This window comes from Thiomicrorhabdus marina (assembly GCF_017571465.1).
GTDB classification, from domain to species: domain Bacteria; phylum Pseudomonadota; class Gammaproteobacteria; order Thiomicrospirales; family Thiomicrospiraceae; genus Thiomicrorhabdus; species Thiomicrorhabdus marina.
On sequence record NZ_JAGETV010000011.1, the window covers coordinates 32,190 to 52,214 of the forward strand.

The following is a 20,025-nucleotide window of genomic DNA, read 5'->3' on the forward strand; positions in this document are numbered from 1 at the left end:
TTTGTAACAAAAACTCAATCCATAATACCGTTAAAACAGTCGTTTTGACCAATTTAAACATAATTGACTTGTCGCGCATTCAAGCCCTGATAAAGCTGCGCAACCGTGAAAAACGACCCCCAGACCAAATGCGTCGGCTTTTCTGGCATCGTCATCGTGCCACTCACCTGCAATAATCTTTCCAATACTTCGCTAAAAGATTCTTCGGCCGTCACGTGTTCAGCAGCAACATCTGCGTCCACCAAAATACTTTGTAGCTTCTGCAAACCGGCCGCACGCGGAATCTGTAAATCCGCCACTGTCCAATGTGTAACAAACGGCGCTATCTTTTTTACCATCGGCAAAGAATCTTTATCATCCAACACCGAAAACAGCGCTTGTAGATTATTGAGCTTGTGCTGTTCAAGATACATCGCTAATACCTGAGCTGATTGCGGATTATGCGCTACATCAATCAACCAATGAAAACGCTTACCAGCGAACTCGAAACGCAGACTCTGCAATCGACCGGGATGGTTGGCTTGTACCAATCCTTTCCGCAATGCCTCTTGCAAATGCTCAAAGGAAATTGCTAAATCACCTGCTTCCTGCATAGCAACTAATAACGCCACTACCCCAGAAGCATTTTGCAATTGAAAGTCGCCTTTTAAGGACGGTAAAGGCAAATCAAAACAGCTGCCGTTTTGACGAGTCAAACACCACGTTTTTTTATCTTCGGCAAGCTGATAACTGTAATCAACACCTAGCCTATGTAGCGGTACTTTATGCCGTACACAATAGTCAGATAAAGTTTCCGGCGGATTCGGGTCAGAACAAACCGCTAAATGCCCACTGCGAGTGACCCCGGCTTTCTCAATCGCAATCTGCCCGCGGTCATCGCCTAACCACTCAATATGATCGATATCAATCGCCGTAATAATCACCGCATCGGCATCAACAATATTGACCGCATCCAAGCGACCGCCTAACCCAACTTCAAGCACTACCACATCCAAATCGGTATTGCTAAAAATATGCAGTGCTGCCAAAGTCGAAAATTCAAAGTAGGTCAACTTAGTTGCAGCACGACTCAATTCGATATCGGCAAAAGACTCGCTGATCTGCTCATCCGCAACCGGCACACCATTTATTTGAATTCTCTCGTTAAAGTTCTGGATGTGCGGCGAAGTGTAAGCACCAACGTTCAGCCCAGCGGCTTTGAGCACACTCACCAACATCGCCACCGTCGATCCCTTGCCATTTGTTCCGGCAACGGTAATTACCTTTGGTGCCGGACGTAAAATCTGCATGCGTTCGGCTACGCTGTGCACACGCTCCAAACCAAGGTCAATTTCTTGGGCATGTAATTGCAATAGCCAATCAACCCATTCATTTACCGAGCTATTGGCACTAGGTTTTGATACTGCGCTCATTAAAGCGTCTCTTAAAAATCAGTCAAAAAAGAAGCAAAAAGCCAGAGGGATTAACCGCTCTGGCTTATAAAAAATCTGCTTAGGCAGGTTTCTTCAATAGCATCTTACAAATTGAGGCTAGCTCTGAACGCAATTCATGACGATGAATAATGCGGTCTATCGCACCATGCTCCAGCAGGAATTCACTGCGCTGGAAACCTTCCGGCAATTTTTCACGTACCGTCTGCTCGATAACTCGCGGACCGGCAAAACCGATTAACGCTTTCGGCTCGGCAACATTCAAATCACCTAGCATGGCGAAAGACGCTGATACACCACCCATTGTCGGGTCAGTTAGCACCGAAATGAATGGAATTCCCTGCTCGCGCAGTCGACCCAGCGCCGCAGAGGTTTTCGCCATCTGCATTAGAGAAAACAACGCTTCCTGCATACGCGCGCCACCGGAAGCAGAGAACACGATTAGCGGACGCTCTTCGGCAATCGCTAAATCCACAGCGCGAACAAACTTCTCGCCGACAACCGAACCCATCGATCCACCCATAAAGCGGAAATCGAAAGCACCGGTCACCACCGGAAGCGTATCAATTGTACCAGTAGCAGTAATAAAAGAATCATTCTCACCGGTTGCACGTTGCGCTTGAACAATACGATCTTTGTATTTTTTCAAATCTTTGAATTTTAGGCGATCAACTGGCGTGACGTCAGCAAACACTTCCGCAAAAGAACCTTCATCCAAGAAGGTTTCCAAACGCGCACGACCGCCTAAACGCATATGGTGATCGCACTTCGGACAGACTTCTTGATTGCGAGTCACTTCAGCACGATACAAGGTCGCTTCACATTTTGGACATTTGGTCCATAGTCCTTCCGGCACCGATTTTTTGCGGTCTGCGACCTGCTTAATACTTGGTAGAATTTTCTCAAACCAGTTCATGTCTCACCTCAAAATTCTAAAATTATTCTGCGTCTGCTTTATCAATCGCGTGGCGAAATTCATTCATCTTCTCACCGATTGCCAACTCAATTTCATACAGATCTTTATCATGGTTCGCTTCAATCAAGCTTACCAGTGCGGAACCGACAATAACTGCCGAACCTTGTTTTGACATCGCCGCCGCGGTTTCACCGTTACGAATCCCGAAACCGATTCCAAAAGGCAGCTCTACTTCGCCCTGCATACGTTGTAACTGTTTAGCAACGTCATCAACATCCAATTCCTTAGAACCGGTAACGCCTTTCAAAGAGACGTAATACACAAAGCCGCTGCCTTTTTCATTCACCGCGCGGAGGCGGCTGTTTGGCGTAGTCGGCGAAATCAAGAAAATGCGGTCTAGATTGTGTGCTTTCAAGGCATCGAAATACCCCATTGATTCCTGCGGTGGCATATCAACAGTCAGTACCGCGTCAACACCCACCGAACTGGCTGCATTAGCAAAGCTCTCAAAGCCCATACGCTCAACCGGATTCAAATAGCCCATCAGGATAATCGGCGTCTCAGCATCCTTTTCACGGAATTCACGCACCATTTCAAAGACATCGTTCATGCTGACATTATGCTCTAGCGCACGTTCAACCGCTTTTTGAATGACTGGGCCATCCGCCATCGGATCAGAAAACGGTACGCCCAACTCAATCATGTCAGCACCTTTTTCCACCAACAAATGCATCAAACTCACCGTCGCACTCGGACGCGGATCACCTGCGGTGATATAAGGAACTAAAGCGGTCTTTCCAGCGCTCTTTAACGATTCTAATCTTTGTGAAATTCTGCTCATAATTTCTAAATTCAACTTTTATGTTTTGTAAACACCATGCCTGTTCTAACCATTATGAGGCTAGCAAACCGCAATAGCTTAAAAGGAGTTTAAAACGTTATGAGGGGTTGAAGAGCAAGGCGAAAATTTAGTGAAGGCGCGCAGTTTACATACGAGTAAATGAGCAGTCTGAACAAATTTTCAACGCAGCTATTCAAGCCCGCAATAGCTTTAAAACCTTTTTAAAATTCTATGCCTTCGATTTGGCAAACAGTATTCATATCCTTATCACCACGCCCAGACAGGTTCACAATAATCACCTGATCTTTGCTCATAGTCGGTGCCAACTTGGTCGCGTAAGCGATGGCATGCGAAGATTCCAGTGCCGGGATAATCCCTTCAAAGCGAGTCAAATCACGGAAACCTTGCATGGCTTCTTCATCGTCAATCGCCACATAATTTACTCGACCAATGTCTTTCAACCATGCATGCTCAGGCCCGACTCCAGGATAATCCAGACCGGCTGAAATCGAGTGCGTTCCTAGAATCTGACCGTTTTCATCTTGCATCAGGTAAGTACGGTTACCGTGAAGAACACCCGGCGTACCTTTACACAAAGGAGCCGCGTGCTGACCCGTTTCCAGACCGTGACCTGCCGGTTCAACACCATAGATCTTGACCGAATCGTCCGCTAGGAATTTATGAAACAGACCAATCGCATTCGAACCACCGCCAACACAGGCAACCAGTGCATCCGGTAATTTACCTTCTTTTTCCAGACACTGCGCACGCGCTTCTTCACCGATAACCGCTTGGAAATCACGAACCATTGCCGGATATGGATGTGGCCCTGCTACGGTGCCGATAATATAGAAAGTATCATCAACATTGGTGACCCAGTCACGCATCGCCTCGTTTAAGGCATCTTTCAAAGTACGAGAGCCGGACTCAACTGCTACAACGGTCGCACCCAGCATACGCATGCGCGCTACGTTCGGCGCTTGACGAACGACATCATCGGCCCCCATATAAACCACACATTCCAGACCAAGACGCGCCGCAACCGTCGCCGACGCCACACCGTGTTGACCGGCACCGGTCTCGGCGATAATCCGTTTTTTACCAAGACGTTTTGCCAACAGCGCCTGACCAATAGTGTTATTTACCTTGTGCGCGCCGGTATGATTTAAGTCTTCGCGTTTTAGATAAATCTTCGCGCCACCTAATTCATGAGACCATCGTTCGGCGTAATAAAGCGGGGTTGGACGGCCAACATAATCCTTCAGATCTGCCGCCAGCTCATCCAAAAACTTTGGATCGTTTTTTACGCTTTCATATTCGTCATTAAGCTGTTCCAGCGCCGCCATCAGGGTTTCCGGCGCAAAGATACCGCCGTACGGACCGAAGTGGCCTTCGGCATCTGGAAACTGGGCAAAATCGATTGTCGAATTTTCGGTAGTCATTAAACTTTTCTCATCACTTCTTGCATAAATTGCGTAATTTTTTCGGCGGATTTTATTCCTTTTCCGGCTTCCACGCCGCCACTGACATCCAGTGCCCAAGGCGAGGTTTCGGCAATCGCTTGCGCCGCATTCTGTGGCGTCAAACCACCAGCTAGGATAATCGGCTTACGGCACTCTTGTGGAACCAACTCCCAGTTAAAGGTCTCACCGGTACCACCCGGCACGCCCTTCTTATAGGTATCTAGCAGTAAACCACTGCAATCGTAAAACTCGTCGGCAATCTTGTCGATATCGGTGTCCGCTTTCATCGGCACCGCTTTTATGTAATTACGCCCGAACTGACGACAAAATTCGCCGCTTTCCGCACCGTGAAACTGCAATAAATCGATGCGCACGTTACTTAAAACTTGCTGCACATAGTCTACGGTTGGATTAACAAACAGCGCAGTGACGGTAACAAATGCCGGTATGCCTGCTGCAATTTCTTGTGCCTTATTAATGTCGACATAACGCGGGCTCGGTTCATAAAACACAAGACCGATAGCATCCGCTCCGGCATTGACCACTGCCTGTGCGTCTTCAGTTCGGGTTAAGCCGCAGATTTTAACACGAGTTCGCATAACTGTTACCTAAGTTGGCTAATCAAATGGGGAGATTCAGTGTTTGGTCACTTAAAAATGCCACAACACTTCATCAAGACGGGTTTGCGGAATTTGCCACACGTCAGGATAGATGGCATTAACGAAATAAAGTCCTTCAGCCGGTGCGGTCGGCGCAGCTTTAGTTCGGTCTTGCAATGCCAATAAATCCGCAATCCACTCGACCGGTTGCTGCTGTTTACCAACCTGTATCAGTGAACCAACAATATTGCGCACCATATGATGTAAAAACGCATTCGCCTGAATATCAATCAATACGAAATCACCTACTCGACCAACCTGCACACTCTGCACATTGCGCATTGCATGACTGGCCTGACAAGCTGCCGCGCGGAAAGACGAAAAATCCTGCTCACCAATTAAGGCTTGCGCGGCTTGATTCATCAGCTCAGCATTCAACGGATAAGGTTCATGAGTCACGCGCCCCGCCAACACAGCAGAATGCACTTTGCGATTATAGATGACATAACGATATTGACGTGCCACCGCTGAAAAACGCGCATGAAAACCATCATCACCGCCGGGCACCTCTTGCATCCATGCAATACGAATATCGGCTGGCAAATGAGTATTCGCACCTTGAATCCACGCCTTTTCCGGACGAACAGCATTAGTATTAAAATGCACCACCTGACCGATAGCGTGCACACCGGTATCGGTACGCCCAGCACAGAAAAGCTCTATCGTCTCATTGGCGATAGAGCTTAATGCTTTTTCTAAATACTCTTGAACCGACTGGCAATGCTTTTGGCGTTGATAACCACAATAAGCGCCACCTAGGTATTCAATGCCTAAGGCTATTCTCATATAACAAACAGTAAACGAAAGATCTTGAGCAGCTTCAGTTAAAAAACTGCAACCGCCCAAAAAGACCGTTTAGATATAGTCTTTAATTAGCACTTCAGCGATTTGTACGGTATTGGTTGCGGCACCTTTACGAACGTTATCAGCGACAACCCAAAGGTTTAAACCGTTATCGCAAGAGATGTCTTCACGAATACGGCCAACGTACACCGGATTAGTTTCCGCTGCATCAGTTACTGCTGTCGGGTAACCGCCATCAACGTGCTCATCCATTAACACAACACCTTCCGCTTTTTCGAAAAGCGCTCTTGCTTCCGCAGCGGTGATTTTCTTATCGGTTTCGATATGAACCGCCTCCGAATGACCAAAGAATACCGGTACACGTACCGCAGTCGGGTTTACCAAGATGGCGTCGTCACCCATAATTTTCTTAGTTTCCCACACCATTTTCATCTCTTCTTTGGTGTAGCCATTTTCCATAAACACGTCAATTTGCGGAATACAGTTAAAAGCGATCTGCTTAGGATAAACTTTAGATTCAACCGGCTTCATATTCAGCAGGTTGGCGGTTTGTGTCGCCAACTCTTCAATCGCTTCTTTACCCGAACCGGAAACCGCTTGGTAAGTCGCCACATTGATACGTTTGATACCCACTGCATCGTAAATCGGCTTAAGCGCCACCAACATCTGAATCGTCGAGCAGTTCGGGTTAGCAATAATGCCACGTGTTTTGTAACCGGCAACCGCTTCTGGGTTTACTTCCGGCACCACTAGCGGAATATCATCGTCATAACGGAACTGAGACGTATTATCCACCACGATACAACCGGCTTCAGCAGCTTTCGGTGCGTAGACGGCAGAGATGCTTGCGCCCGGCGAGAATAGACCGATTTGCGCTTTCGAGAAATCAAATTTTTCCAAATCCTGAACTTCAACCCATTTGCCGTTGAATTCGATTTTCTTACCGGCAGAACGTGCAGAAGCCAGCGGATACAAATTTCCAACCGGGAAGTTACGCTCTTCTAAAACTTTTAGAATCGTTTCACCTACGGCACCTGTCGCACCGACAACAGCAACATCGTAAAGTTTAGTCATTTTTAGTAATCCTTAATAACTTAAAAAGCGGCACAACAGCACTCCACTGCTACACCGCCAATATGAGTTTACATCTTTATTTACGGTGTTCTACCACCAAGTAATCTTCTTCGTCTGCTGCCTGCTCTTGCAAACCAGCAAAATCCAATAAACGTTTATGTTCGTTCGAATCAATCAAATCCGGCATCGACAATACTCGGCCACCTTCTGCCAACTCATGGCGCTGGCCGATAAACTTACCGCCCGGCTCGACCACAAACTCGCGGCAAATCAAGTCGCCGATAAGCTTGCCGTCCGGCAAAATTTCGATTTTATCGCACGCCACGTGACCCTCGACCAAACCACTGATCACCACAGAACGAGCTTTTATCAAGCCTTTAACAACACCCTCACTGCCAATAGATATATCGAATTTGGTATCAATAACCCCTTCGATTAATCCGTCGTTGTGAAGCTCACCTTTGAGCTCGGTGAATTCGCCTTGAATGCTACATCCTGAGGCAATAATTGTCTTTCCACCCTCTTTGCCTGAAGGTTTACTACTTGAACTAAAGAACCCCATGGTACCAGCTTAACCTCTTTAAAAATCGCATTGTAGTTTGCTTGCGTCCATTCATGGAACGGCTTTGGATCGAGGCGATGCGATAGAAACAACACCTCATAATGTAAATGCGCGCCAGATGAGCGACCGGTATTGCCGACCTCGCCGATCTTATCACCCTTATAAACAAAATCGCCGACCTTAACTGAGCGCTTACTTAAGTGCCCATAACGGGTTTTAAAACCGTTAGCGTGCGTCACAGTAATCAAGTTACCGAAACCGGACTGCTTATTGTAAGCAGAAAAAGAGACAATGCCATCTGCAGTGGTAATCACTTCATCACCACGTTTACTGCGATAATCAATACCGTTGTGTTTTTTTCTGACCCCAGTTACCGGATGCTTCCTAAATCCATACAAACTGGTCAAGCCTTTAAAATTCTTGACCGCCGGTCCGTTTGGCACCGCATTCAACATCAGACTGCGCTCCAGCGAACTCATTTGTAAATGCTGTAAGCGTTCAGCTAACGGAACATCATCAATGCCTTGCAACTCTTGCTTGGTTAACATTGCCTCTTCGATGTTCTGTAAGGTTGAGTCCAATGTATCTAACTGCTGGCTCTTTTCCTGCAAACTGGCTTCCAGCTCAACCTTCTCAGACAGCATCTGTTCATAGTCTTGCTGAGTTTTTGCCAATCTATCGGAATAGGCCTGTACCGCAAACTTATGCTGCTCTTGAACTCGATCGACTTTATTTGAAAACCACCAAACGGTAGCCGCGCCAATTACCCAAGCAAAAAACATTACCACCAGCAACCAACCAAAAAAACGTTTGGCTAGCTGGGAAAACGAATAATGACGTGCACCATGCACGTCACTAATAGTAATGGTAAAACGGTTGCGCATTTAAACCGGAATGATTCAGGTAAAGGTTACAGCGCAGCGACGACTGCATCACCCATTTCAGAACAGGTTACCTGAGTCATACCGTCTTCCATGATGTCGCCAGTACGCAGACCTTGGTCAAGTACTTTAGAAATCGCGTCTTCAATCTTAACCGCCAAGTCTTCACGACCTAGCGTATAACGCAGCATCATCGCAGCAGACATAATTGTCGCTAACGGGTTGGCTTTGTTTTGACCGGCGATATCCGGTGCAGAACCGTGCGAAGGCTCGTACATCCCTTTGTTATTTTTATCCAGCGACGCAGAAGCCAACATCCCGATAGAACCGGTCAGCATTGACGCTTCATCCGACAAAATATCACCGAACATATTACCGGTTACCATAACGTCGAACTGCTTAGGATTTAACACCAACTGCATCGCTGCGTTATCAACATACATGTGATTCACTTCAACTTCCGGATATTCAGGAGCGATTTCATCAATAATTTCACGCCACATTTCCGTTACTTCAAGAACATTGGCCTTATCAACCGAAGTCAGTTTTTTACCACGTTTCATTGCCGCTTGGAAAGCCACGTGCGCGATACGTTTTACTTCAGATTCAGAGTAAACGTAAGTGTTATAACCTTGGCGCTCACCGTTTTCCAAAGTACGGATACCACGTGGCTGACCGAAGTAGATACCGCCTGTCAATTCACGCACGATAAGAATATCTAGACCAGCAACGATTTCCGGCTTAAGCGTAGATGCTGAAGCCAATTGCGGGAATAGCATTGCAGGACGAAGGTTAGCGAAAAGCTCCATCTCTTTACGAAGACGTAGCAGACCTTTCTCAGGACGCACCGAAATATCTAGCGATTCCCACTTGTAACCACCTACAGCACCCAGTAGAACTGCATCAGCATCATGCGCTTTCTGCATTGTCTCGTCTGCCAAAGGCACACCGTGAACATCATAGGCTGCACCACCAACCAAATCTTCTTCCATTGCAATATCCAAACCGTCAGTCTCAACCAACTTATTCAATACTTTTACTGCTTCAGCAGTAATCTCAGGACCGATACCGTCACCAGGAAGAATCAATACGTTCTTTGTCATTTTATTTCTCTTAAATTTTTAAAGTTTTTTAAGAGGGTTAATACCCTCTTTTAGAATTCTGTTCGCTACTTAGTGCGTTTGATACGAGTCATGCTTGAGAAGATAAATTTCAACCTTCTTCATCCAAGCATCGACCTCGCATGAAACACCCTCGTTAATACAGCCAAGGCTTAGTCGCTTTTCGGTTTGCTTCAAAGGCTTCAATTTCTGCCGCATGTTCAAGCGTCAGGCCGATATCATCCAAACCGTTCAGTAGGCAGTGCTTACGGAAGCTATCGACATCAAACGCAATTTCGTCGCCATTCGGCTTAACGATTTTCTGCTCAGCCAAATTAATTTTCAGCTCGTAACCTTCCGTTTCAAAGGTTTCATTAAATAGATCATCAACGGTTTTCTCATCCAAAATAATTGGCAGAATGCCGTTTTTGAATGAGTTATTGAAGAAGATATCCGCAAAGCTTGGCGAGATAATCACATCAAACCCGAAATCTTTCAATGCCCATGGCGCATGCTCACGAGATGAACCACAACCGAAGTTTTCACGTGCCAGCAGGATTTTCGCCCCCTGATAACGCGCTTGGTTCAAAACAAAATCTTTACGCAATGGACGTTGAGAGTTATCCGAGTCCGGCTGACCTACATCTTCATAACGCCATTCGTCAAACAGATTCGGTCCAAAGCCGGTGCGTTTGATTGATTTCAAAAACTGCTTCGGAATAATCGCGTCGGTATCGACATTCGCTCGGTCTAGCGGCGCGACAATTGCACTAAAGGTTGTAAACTTTTCCATCTAATCTCTCCAATCTTAAAGCATGTCACGCACGTCAACAAAGTGACCTTCAACCGCAGCCGCAGCCGCCATTTCCGGGCTCACCAAGTGCGTACGACCACCGGCACCTTGACGACCTTCAAAGTTACGGTTTGAAGTCGATGCACAGTGCTTACCGCTTGGAAGACGGTCAGCATTCATTGCCAAACACATTGAACACCCTGGGTTACGCCATTCAAAACCGGCTTCGATAAAGATTTTATCCAACCCTTCCGCTTCCGCCTGCTCTTTAACCAGACCGGAACCCGGAACCGCGATTGCCAACTCAACCTTGTCAGAAATCTTGCGACCTTTTAATACTTCCGCTGCCGCACGCAAGTCTTCGATACGCGAGTTAGTGCAAGAACCGATAAAGATGTATTCCGCTGGAATATCTTTAATCGCGGTACCGGCTGCAAGCCCCATGTATTTCAGCGCATTACGGATCGAAGTGGCCTTAACCGGGTCCGCTTCTTTTTCAGGATCAGGAATCACACCATCGACACCTAACACCATCTCTGGAGACGTTCCCCAAGAAACCTGAGGTTCGATATCTGCACCGTTCATTTCAACAACGCAGTCAAATTCCGCGTCGTCGTCAGAATGCAAATCTTGCCACGCTTCAACCGCCATATCCCAATTTGCACCGGTTGGCGCAAACGGACGACCTTTAACGTATTCAACCGTCTTATCGTCAACTGCGACCAGACCAACACGCGCACCGCCTTCGATAGCCATATTACAAACCGTCATACGCCCTTCAATCGACATATCGCGGAAAACTTGACCACCGAACTCAATCGCGTAACCGGTACCACCGGCAGTACCAATCTTACCGATAATCGCCAAAATTACGTCTTTCGGAGTAACACCCGGCTTAAGCTGACCGTCAACTTTCACCAACATGTTTTTCATTTTCTTCTGGATAAGGCACTGCGTTGCTAGAACGTGCTCAACTTCCGAAGTACCGATACCGTGCGCCAATGCACCTAACGCACCGTGCGTCGCCGTGTGCGAGTCACCGCAAACCAGCGTGCTACCCGGCAACGTTTTGCCTTCTTCCGGTCCAACCACGTGCACGATACCTTGGCGTGGGTCACCCATACCGAATTCAGTGATACCGAACTCTTTGGTGTTCATGCCAAGCGTTACCACCTGAATACGCGAAATCGGATCTTCAATGGTTTCTGCACCACCTTTCAATTCCGTGGTCGGAACATTATGATCACAAGTTGCCAAGTTGGCTTCGATACGCCATGGTTTACGGCCTGCAATACGCAGCCCTTCAAACGCCTGTGGAGAAGTCACTTCATGCAGCAGTTGACGGTCAATATAAATAAGCGCCGTACCATCTTCTTCCTGACGAACCACATGGTCGTCCCACAATTTGTCATATAACGTTTTTCCAGCCATAGCTCTCGTTACCTGTTATCCAATGTTTAGAATTTCAAAAATAGCAGAAAATTATAGCCGTTAGCCCCCGACCCTGACAAGAAAATCCCGTTGAATCAATGAGAAAAAGGTAAAATGCGGCAAAAAAATTTAGGTTTAGTCAATGAGTTATTCGATAAAAGAAGTCTTCTACTCGTTACAAGGTGAAGGATTCCATGCCGGTCGTCCGGCGATCTTCTGCCGTTTCAGCAACTGCAATCTCTGGACCGGTCGCGAAGAAGATCGCGAAAAAGCGATTTGTCAGTTTTGTGATACCGACTTTATCGGCACCGATGGACAAAACGGTGGCCGCTTTAAAACTGCCGAGGATTTGGTGCAGCATCTACTGCAATTCTGGCCGGAAAAAAGTGACGTGCATCCGTTTGTCATTTTGACTGGCGGCGAGCCGCTCATGCAGGTTGACGAGACCTTAACCACGGCCATGCACGCTGCCCATTTTGAAATCGCGGTGGAAACCAATGGCACTAAACCAGCACCGGCCGGACTGGATTGGATTTGCGTCAGCCCAAAAGCCAATACTGAAATCGTGCTGACGCAAGGTGACGAGTTAAAACTGGTTTACCCACAACCAACGCTAATGCCGAAACAAGTTGAAGAATTGGACTATAAGCACTTCTATCTGCAACCGATGGCCGACACCAATACTAATCTAAACCAGAAGCATACACAGATGGCATTGGAATATTGCCTAAAACACCCGAAATGGAATTTAAGTCTACAGACACATAAATTCTTAGGAATCGACTAAAACTCCACTTTCGCAAGCTGCAAAAAAAGATAACGAATATGAAAGAAATCATTGAAAGCTTAGAAGTCACCGGTCTGTCGCATGATGGTCGTGGTATTACCCACATTGATGGCAAAACCTGCTTTGTCGCCAACGCAGTACCGGGCGATATCGTCACCGCCAAAATCAGCAATGACGAACGTAATTTCTTGGAAGCGCGCTTACTGAAAATCGAGCAACCTTCGGCAGAGCGCGTTGATCCTTTCTGTGACAAATACAATGAATGCGGCGGCTGTCAGTTGCAACACCTGTCCGTCAGCGCACAGCGCTACTGGAAAGCAGAAAACTTTTTTACCGAGTTAAAACAAAAAGTTAACACAGAAATCTGTGAATTTTTCGACACCTTAATATCGACTGACCGCGCCTATCGTCGTCGAGCGCGTTTGGCGTTAGAAGTTGATAAAAAAGACAAACAAGCACGTTTCGGTTTTCGTCGCTCACAAGACAATCGCTTGGTCGATATCGAACACTGTCCGGTTTTGACCGATGAACTGAACCAAGCCATTCAACAAGTGCGTCCACAATTGCTAGAAACCGCTTCGCGTAAAACTCAAGAGTTAACCATTGTTGCGGCAGATAACGGTATTTTTGGGCTTAAAGAAAATGCCAAACAGCCGTCCTACCAAATTCAAGGTAAGCAAGCGCTAAGGTTACAATTTCCCCAAGACGGTTTTATCCAAGTTAATGCGGAAATAAACCAGAAAATGCTCGACCAAGCGATTAACTGGCTCGACATTCAATCCGAACATAAAGTCATCGACTTTTTTTGCGGTGTCGGCAACTTCACCCTGCCATTAGCGCAATACAGTCAACAAGCCATCGGCATTGAAGGTTTGGATGAACTGGTGCAAGCAGCGCAGGATAATGCAGCTGACAATGGGCTAGAGAACGGTCAATTTGCAAAAGCTGACCTGTTTAAAGACGTCTCTCATCAAGAATGGTTTCGAGGTCAAAACTATGACCGAATCCTACTTGATCCAGGTCGTTTGGGGGCTGCAAAGCTTTGCAGCCAACTTGGGCAATTACAGGCAGAGAAAATCGTCTATGTCTCTTGCAATGCAGCGACCTTGATTCGAGATATTAAGCTTTTACAAGAACAGGGCTACCAACTCCGCAAAGCCTGTGCCATGGATATGTTCCCGCACACCACCCACCTTGAAGTGATGGTCATGCTGGAAAAAGGTAAAAAACCGAAAAAACAGCGCAACAAACGCTTGGAAAGCAAAAAGCGCGTTTTTAAATTTTAGGGAAGCGCAGAACAAGTCCAAATGGGGACTTATTCTGCGCTTCCTTAGGTCTTTATATACTTAAAGCGGTTTCATCGAGAATAAATTTACGAAAGGCTTCCGCAACCGGCGAAAGCCTTTTCTCTTGCAGGTGAACAAGATACCAGTAACGTTCAATCGGCGTGCCTTCAACTTGCAAAACCGCCAAACTGGCATGCTCCAACTCAACCTGAATGGTGTGTATTGACACCAATGACAAACCGAAGCCGGAGTTAACCGCGCTCTTAATCGAATCATTCGAGTTGAATAACATCCCAATTTGTAAATTATCTTCCTGCCCCCTGAAAAAACTTTCCATTGCTTGACGGGTACCAGAACTTTCTTCTCGGGCAACAAACGGCTCTTTTATTAATTCCTTTACCGAGACCGTTTTTCCAACTAATGGATGCTTCGGTTGCGCAATAAAGACCAATGGGTTTTTCATAAAAGGTTCAATACTGTAGTGACTTTTTTCCGGTGGCTGCCCCATAATCACCAAGTCCACCAAATTCTTATCGACCTTGGACAGTAGAGCCTGCCGATTGGCAACCTCAATATCAAAATCGACTTCGGGATACAAATTCCGAAAATTCCCTAACATCTCAATCGCAAAACTGCTGGCAGTCGAAGCGACTGCGACTTTTAAGCGTCCCTTGTGGCCCCCTTTCATTTCAGCAAAATGATTTTTCGCTTCAGCAACCAACCCCAAAATGGACTCGGCATAGTTCTGCATATCCACACCGGCATCCGTTAAAAAGATTTTCTTGCCAACCTTTTCAAACAAACTCACACCGACCTCTTCCTCTAACAACTTAACTTGCTTAGAAACCGCCGGCTGACTCATAAACAGTTTTTCAGAGGCTCGAGTGTAATTCAAACAGCTTGCCACCATTCGAAACACCTTCAATTGACGCAATGAAATTCGCACTAAACATAACCTTTTAGTTATCAAAACTATCGATAAATAAAATTTTACTTATAATCTTGCAAAAAATAAACTAGTGCCCATCAAATTTTCAGCCTGTCTGAAAAAGATAGAAACCTTTAAAGAGGCATCTCTTTATTTTAGTAAGGAAGAGCAATTACGTTTTCGCCCTTCCCCAATAACCAAAGGACTACAGAATGGATCAGTCGAATCGTTACGCTGACTTAGCTCTACAAGAAGATACGCTAGTATCTGATGATAACCACCTACTCGTTGCCTACCGTCTAAAACCTGCTGAAGGTTACGGCTTCCTAGAAGTTGCTGCGCACGTTGCAGCAGAATCTTCAACCGGTACTAACGTTGAAGTTTCGACCACCGATGATTTCACTCGCGGTGTTGACGCACTGGTTTATGAAATCGACGAAGCGGCTTTCGGTGAAGACGGTGGTCTAATGAAGATCGCATACCCAGTCGCGCTATTCGATCCTAACCTACTGGACGGTCACTACAACGTTTCTCACATGTGGTCTCTAATCCTAGGTAACAACCAAGGTATGGGTGACCACGTTGGTCTACGTATGCTTGACTTCTACGTTCCAGAGAAAATGGTTAAACGTTTCGACGGTCCAGCTACGGACATCTCTGACCTATGGCGCGTACTAGGTCGTCCAGAAGTTGACGGCGGTTACATCGCTGGTACGATCATCAAACCTAAACTAGGTCTACGTCCAGAGCCATTCGCGAAAGCATGTTATGACTTCTGGCTAGGTGGTGATTTCATCAAGAATGATGAACCACAAGCTAACCAAGACTTCTGCCCAATGGAAACCGTTATTCCTCTCGTTGCAGAAACCATGGATCGCGCTCAACAAGAAACCGGTCAAGCGAAACTGTTCTCTGCGAACGTAACCGCTGACTTCCACGGTGAAATGGTTCGTCGTGGTGAATACGTTCTTGAGCAATTCGCTAAATACGGTAACGAAAAACACGTTGCATTCCTTGTTGACGGTTTCGTAACCGGTCCAGCGGGTGTAACCACTTGTCGTCGTAACTTCCCTGACACTTACCTACACTTCCACCGCGCTGGTCACGGTGCTTTGACTTCTTATAAGTCGCCTATGGGTATGGATCCAGTTTGTTACATGAAGCTTGCTCGTCTAATGGGTGCTTCGGGTATCCACACCGGAACGATGGGTTACGGAAAAATGGAAGGTCACGCTGGTGAAACCGTTCTTGCTTACATGCTTGAGCGTGATGAGTGTCAAGGGCCTTACTTCTACCAAAAATGGTACGGCATGAAGCCGACTACGCCAATCATCTCTGGTGGTATGAACGCGCTACGTCTACCTGGTTTCTTCGAGAACCTAGGTCACGGTAACGTAATCAACACGTGTGGTGGTGGTTCATTCGGTCACATCGACAGCCCAGCTGACGGTGGTATCTCTCTAGGTCAAGCTTATGACTGCTGGAAGTCTGGTATCGACCCAATCGAATACGCGAAAGACCACAAAGAATTCGCGCGCGCGTTCGAGTCTTTCCCTCACGATGCAGACAAAATCTTCCCAGATTGGCGTGAGAAGCTTGGCGTACACAAATAAAATCGTGTTCTTAAGCCATTAAGATGCTCTTTTACCCTGCCTTTTGGCAGGGTTTTTTTCTTAATTTACCAATTACAAGTAGATGCCATCTAGGTTTTTGTAAAAACCAGAACCTATATGCAATTTACTTTTTGCAAAGCAAGACAGAATAATTTTAGGGATACATGCATGGATATTTCACAATACAAAATCGACAACGAACCTTTTTACGACGCACAGTCTAACGAAGTTGAACTTTACCAAGCGGCTTACGATGCTCGTCTACCGGTAATGGTTAAAGGGCCTACCGGTTGTGGTAAATCACGTTTTGTTGAGCACATGGCGTGGAAACTCGGTAAACCTATTATTACCGTTTCCTGTAACGAAGACATCACCGCTTCAGACCTTGTTGGTCGCTACTTGCTAGACGCTAACGGCACCCGTTGGGTTGACGGCCCGCTAACCATGGCGGCTCGTTACGGTGCCATCTGTTATCTGGATGAAATTGTCGAAGCACGTCAAGATACCATGGTTATTATCCACGCCCTAACCGATCACCGTCGTGAACTGTCATTAGACAAAAAAGGCGAATTAATCAAAGCACACCCTGATTTCCAACTGGTTATCTCATACAACCCGGGCTATCAATCGCTAATGAAAGACCTTAAACAATCGACTAAGCAACGTTTCTGTGCTCTGGATTTTGATTACGCCGATGCAGCAACCGAAGCACACATCCTACAAAAAGAAGGAAACGTTGACGAAGCAACAGCGAAGAAACTGGTACAAATTGGTGAAACCGCACGTAACCTAAAAGGTCACGGCCTGGATGAAGGTATCTCAACTCGTCTAATGGTATACGCGGCAACGCTTATCAACAAAGGGATTGCACCGGTTGAAGCTTGTAAGATGGCGCTGGTTCGTCCAATCACAGACGATGCAGATATTCGCGAGACATTAGACAACGCAATCAAAATGATCTTCGCCTAAATCATTATTTTATTCGGGCATCCTTGGGCGCTGTGTGTTATTGATTTCGGTCGTGTATGAAAATATACACTCCCTCAATCGGCTTAACACAACATCCCAAATCTACCCATCTAAACTTAATGATTTCTATTTTTAAGAATAGAAAATTTTTGAAGTTAAACGAATGAGCGTTTAAGAATGAACGAAGAATTATTAGCCGACTATCAGCAGAAGTTTACCTGTGGTTTTGCACAGGCCAAAGAGGTGTTTCCGGCGTGTATTGAAGATGCGCATAACACTCTATCGCCGGAAGGCGTTAAAGCCTATATGGATGGCGCGAACTTCCTGTGTAAGATTGGTATGGGGGTTGAACCGGTATTAATTTACTTGGAAATCATGCCGGAAATCGCGCGTCATATCGGACGCGGCACCATGAAAATGGTCGCCGATTATTCCTACACCCTAGCGCGTAGCCCGAACAAAAAAGCCCTGATTCCTTTCTTGAACTCTTTAAGCAGTATCTGTCGTCGCATCGACACAATTGAAGAGCTTCAACACTATTTCGATATTCTTGAAGAGTACATCGACAAAACCCAAACGGTCATCCATGGTCACCACTCGATTCATGAAAGTCCGGGGATGGTGCCGCTGCTAAACTCCATGCCGCAGTTGATTTCTAAGCTGTGTCTGAACGGCATCCGTAACTTTATCGATTACGGAGCACGCAATTACCTCAATGCACCGGATGAACAGATAGCCTACTTCGCACTTGAGTCACATGATGCCAAAAGCATTATCACTCGCGAACGTCGCGGCACCACTTTCAAAGATGTCGAACGTCATTTAGACATGCTCAAAGAGTGTATGTGGGAATGTGATTTGCCGATGCAGACCTTCTCGACCGCATTCGATCAACTGCGCAAACCGGTGCCTTATCTGGATGAGCGTCTAATCGCTGTGCCGGATGTTTATGATTCCGAAAACGGCGTAAGCGGCTTGGATCGCTACCGAGCCATGTTGGCGCATATGATGGCGCATAAAACGTGGTCGAGCAAACTGATGGCCGATAACTATGCTCCGCACATGCAGCTATTCATCTCGACTTTTGAAGACTGCCGCGTTGAATATTTAGCAATCCAGAAATACCCGGGGCTGAAAAACCTTTTCCTAGCGTTACATCCCTACCCGGAAAAAGGCGCTTGTGATGACAGCAAACAATCCTGCCTACGTTATCGCGCAACTCGTTTATCGCGAACCTTAATGGATGAAAACTTCGATCCAGAAAATGAATTGCTGGAAGAATTCCGTGCCCGTTTCCACGAAATCATGCAGGAAAAAGGCGAAAACGCCAGCACCGCCGACATGGCTACCTTGGGCAGTAGCTTCTACGTTAAAACCCGCAAGCAGTCTTCAGACAGTCAGCCAAGCGTCTTCTTTGACGATACCGAAGTCTCTTATCGTGACGATAACCGTTATTTCTGGTTCCACTACGAAGAGTACGACGAGCCGGATGAACTGATGCCGAACGAGTATGAAAACGAAGAAATGCTGGTTGATAACGACGGCGGCTTACCGCCTCGTCATTATCATGAGTGGGATTATCTATCGGACAGCTATCGTCCGGACTGGGCCACGGTTTATGAACGTCTGCACCCGAGTGCTGATGCTGGCAAAATCGACCGCTTAATGGCGAAACATGACGACTTAGCAAAACGTCTGAAAAAGATGATTGAAATGCTCAAGCCGCAAAATAAAAAACGCATTCGTTTCCAAGAAGAAGGCGAAGAGTTGGATTTGGACATCGCCTTGCGTTCGGTCATCGACTTTAAGAGCGGCCAAGCCCCTGACCCGCGTATCAACTACAGCCACACCACCGATAGCCGCAATATCGCAGTGATGCTATTGGTTGATACTTCGCAATCGTTAAATGAACGTAACCGCGAGACCGGACAAACTTTGTTGGAGCTTTCTGAAGAAGCACTGGCGATTACCGCTTGGACGGTCGACCAATTAGGCGACAAATTCGCGATTGCCGGATTCAGTTCCGATACTCGCCACGAAGTGCGTTACCAGCATATCAAAGGCTATTCAGAACGCTATACCGACGAAGTGAAAGCGCGTATCGCGGCGATGGAAGCGTCCTATTCGACTCGAATGGGTGCAGCCATGCGACACGCCGCACACTACTTAGAAGGCCAGCAAGCCGAGAAAAAGCTGATGTTGATTTTGACCGACGGCGAACCGGCGGATATCGATAGCAAAGACCCGCAAATGCTGATTCAAGACACGCATAAAGCGGTCGAAGAACTGAAGAGTAAAGGGATTTACTCTTACTGCATTACCCTTGACCCGAATGCGGATGAGTATGTGGAAACCATTTTCGATAACCACTACACCGTTATTGACCATGTGGAAAAACTGCCGGAACAGTTACCGCAAGTGTTTATGAAACTGACTAATTAATTCGGGACAGCTCGAACAGGTTGGCAACGGCTTGTTCAGACCGTCC

Annotated in this window: 18 protein-coding genes; 5 read left to right on the forward strand and 13 right to left on the reverse strand. The window is 46.6% G+C overall.

Translation table 11 applies throughout. The annotated features are described in order from the left end of the window. Positions 1-53: 53 nt before the first annotated feature. The 12 genes from folC to leuC form a co-directional block, all read right to left on the reverse strand. Entirely contained in the window at positions 54-1,412 is a 1,359-nt protein-coding gene (gene folC / locus J3998_RS07540; protein WP_208149451.1) for a bifunctional tetrahydrofolate synthase/dihydrofolate synthase, read from the reverse strand. Between the two features lie 79 nt (positions 1,413-1,491). After that, positions 1,492-2,346, reverse strand: coding sequence for an acetyl-CoA carboxylase, carboxyltransferase subunit beta (gene accD, locus J3998_RS07545; RefSeq protein WP_208149453.1), 855 nt, complete (start codon positions 2,344-2,346; stop codon positions 1,492-1,494). 22 nt (positions 2,347-2,368) lie between these two features. Then, positions 2,369-3,187 (reverse strand): tryptophan synthase subunit alpha, encoded by an 819-nt coding sequence (trpA, locus tag J3998_RS07550; RefSeq protein ID WP_208149455.1) that lies wholly within the window; start codon positions 3,185-3,187, stop codon positions 2,369-2,371. Positions 3,188-3,408: 221 nt separating this feature from the next. After that, positions 3,409-4,629 carry a tryptophan synthase subunit beta gene (gene trpB, locus J3998_RS07555; protein ID WP_208149457.1) on the reverse strand — a complete coding sequence of 407 codons (1,221 nt, stop codon included), beginning with the start codon at positions 4,627-4,629 and terminating at the stop codon, positions 3,409-3,411. Continuing rightward, the gene (locus J3998_RS07560; protein WP_208149460.1) at positions 4,629-5,249 is read right to left on the reverse strand and encodes a phosphoribosylanthranilate isomerase; all 621 of its coding nucleotides are present in this window, start codon (positions 5,247-5,249) and stop codon (positions 4,629-4,631) included. Before J3998_RS07560 ends, trpB begins: the two co-directional genes overlap by 1 nt. 51 nt (positions 5,250-5,300) lie before the next feature. Then, positions 5,301-6,095: a tRNA pseudouridine(38-40) synthase TruA gene (gene truA, locus J3998_RS07565; RefSeq protein WP_208149462.1), complete on the reverse strand. Its 795-nt coding sequence runs from the start codon at positions 6,093-6,095 to the stop codon at positions 5,301-5,303. Positions 6,096-6,164: 69 nt separating this feature from the next. Beyond that, a complete protein-coding gene (locus J3998_RS07570) occupies positions 6,165-7,187 on the reverse strand; it encodes an aspartate-semialdehyde dehydrogenase (RefSeq protein ID WP_208149471.1) in 1,023 nt (340 codons plus the stop codon). 76 nt (positions 7,188-7,263) lie between these two features. Beyond that, the gene (locus J3998_RS13240) at positions 7,264-7,695 is read right to left on the reverse strand and encodes a bactofilin family protein (RefSeq protein WP_341829257.1); all 432 of its coding nucleotides are present in this window, start codon (positions 7,693-7,695) and stop codon (positions 7,264-7,266) included. Next, positions 7,623-8,633 carry a peptidoglycan DD-metalloendopeptidase family protein gene (locus tag J3998_RS13495; protein WP_208149473.1) on the reverse strand — a complete coding sequence of 337 codons (1,011 nt, stop codon included), beginning with the start codon at positions 8,631-8,633 and terminating at the stop codon, positions 7,623-7,625. Before J3998_RS13495 ends, J3998_RS13240 begins: the two co-directional genes overlap by 73 nt. A 26-nt stretch (positions 8,634-8,659) precedes the next feature. After that, positions 8,660-9,733 carry a 3-isopropylmalate dehydrogenase gene (gene leuB, locus J3998_RS07585; RefSeq protein WP_208149475.1) on the reverse strand — a complete coding sequence of 358 codons (1,074 nt, stop codon included), beginning with the start codon at positions 9,731-9,733 and terminating at the stop codon, positions 8,660-8,662. A 154-nt stretch (positions 9,734-9,887) separates the two neighbouring features. Continuing rightward, the gene (gene leuD, locus J3998_RS07590) at positions 9,888-10,523 is read right to left on the reverse strand and encodes a 3-isopropylmalate dehydratase small subunit (RefSeq protein WP_208149477.1); all 636 of its coding nucleotides are present in this window, start codon (positions 10,521-10,523) and stop codon (positions 9,888-9,890) included. A gap of 15 nt (positions 10,524-10,538) precedes the next feature. Continuing rightward, entirely contained in the window at positions 10,539-11,954 is a 1,416-nt protein-coding gene (gene leuC / locus J3998_RS07595) for a 3-isopropylmalate dehydratase large subunit (protein WP_208149479.1), read from the reverse strand. Between the two features lie 142 nt (positions 11,955-12,096). Between leuC and queE the strand changes: the two genes are divergently transcribed. Both queE and rlmD read left to right on the forward strand, forming a co-directional pair. After that, positions 12,097-12,741, forward strand: coding sequence for a 7-carboxy-7-deazaguanine synthase (gene queE / locus J3998_RS07600; RefSeq protein ID WP_208149481.1), 645 nt, complete (start codon positions 12,097-12,099; stop codon positions 12,739-12,741). A gap of 38 nt (positions 12,742-12,779) precedes the next feature. Further along, positions 12,780-14,027, forward strand: coding sequence for a 23S rRNA (uracil(1939)-C(5))-methyltransferase RlmD (rlmD, locus tag J3998_RS07605; protein ID WP_208149483.1), 1,248 nt, complete (start codon positions 12,780-12,782; stop codon positions 14,025-14,027). A gap of 52 nt (positions 14,028-14,079) precedes the next feature. Here rlmD and J3998_RS07610 read toward each other — a convergent pair whose 3' ends face one another. Then, positions 14,080-14,973, reverse strand: a complete 894-nt coding sequence (locus J3998_RS07610; protein WP_341829255.1) for a LysR family transcriptional regulator — start codon at positions 14,971-14,973, stop codon at positions 14,080-14,082. Positions 14,974-15,167: 194 nt separating this feature from the next. On the opposite strand from J3998_RS07610, the gene J3998_RS07615 reads away from it, so the two are divergent. The 3 genes from J3998_RS07615 (at position 15,168) to J3998_RS07625 (ending at position 19,979) form a co-directional block, all read left to right on the forward strand. Beyond that, the gene (locus tag J3998_RS07615; RefSeq protein WP_208149487.1) at positions 15,168-16,568 is read left to right on the forward strand and encodes a ribulose-bisphosphate carboxylase; all 1,401 of its coding nucleotides are present in this window, start codon (positions 15,168-15,170) and stop codon (positions 16,566-16,568) included. A 168-nt stretch (positions 16,569-16,736) separates the two neighbouring features. Next, entirely contained in the window at positions 16,737-17,537 is an 801-nt protein-coding gene (locus tag J3998_RS07620) for a CbbQ/NirQ/NorQ/GpvN family protein (RefSeq protein WP_208149498.1), read from the forward strand. A 177-nt stretch (positions 17,538-17,714) separates the two neighbouring features. Continuing rightward, positions 17,715-19,979: a nitric oxide reductase activation protein NorD gene (locus J3998_RS07625; RefSeq protein ID WP_208149500.1), complete on the forward strand. Its 2,265-nt coding sequence runs from the start codon at positions 17,715-17,717 to the stop codon at positions 19,977-19,979. Positions 19,980-20,025 lie beyond the last annotated feature (46 nt).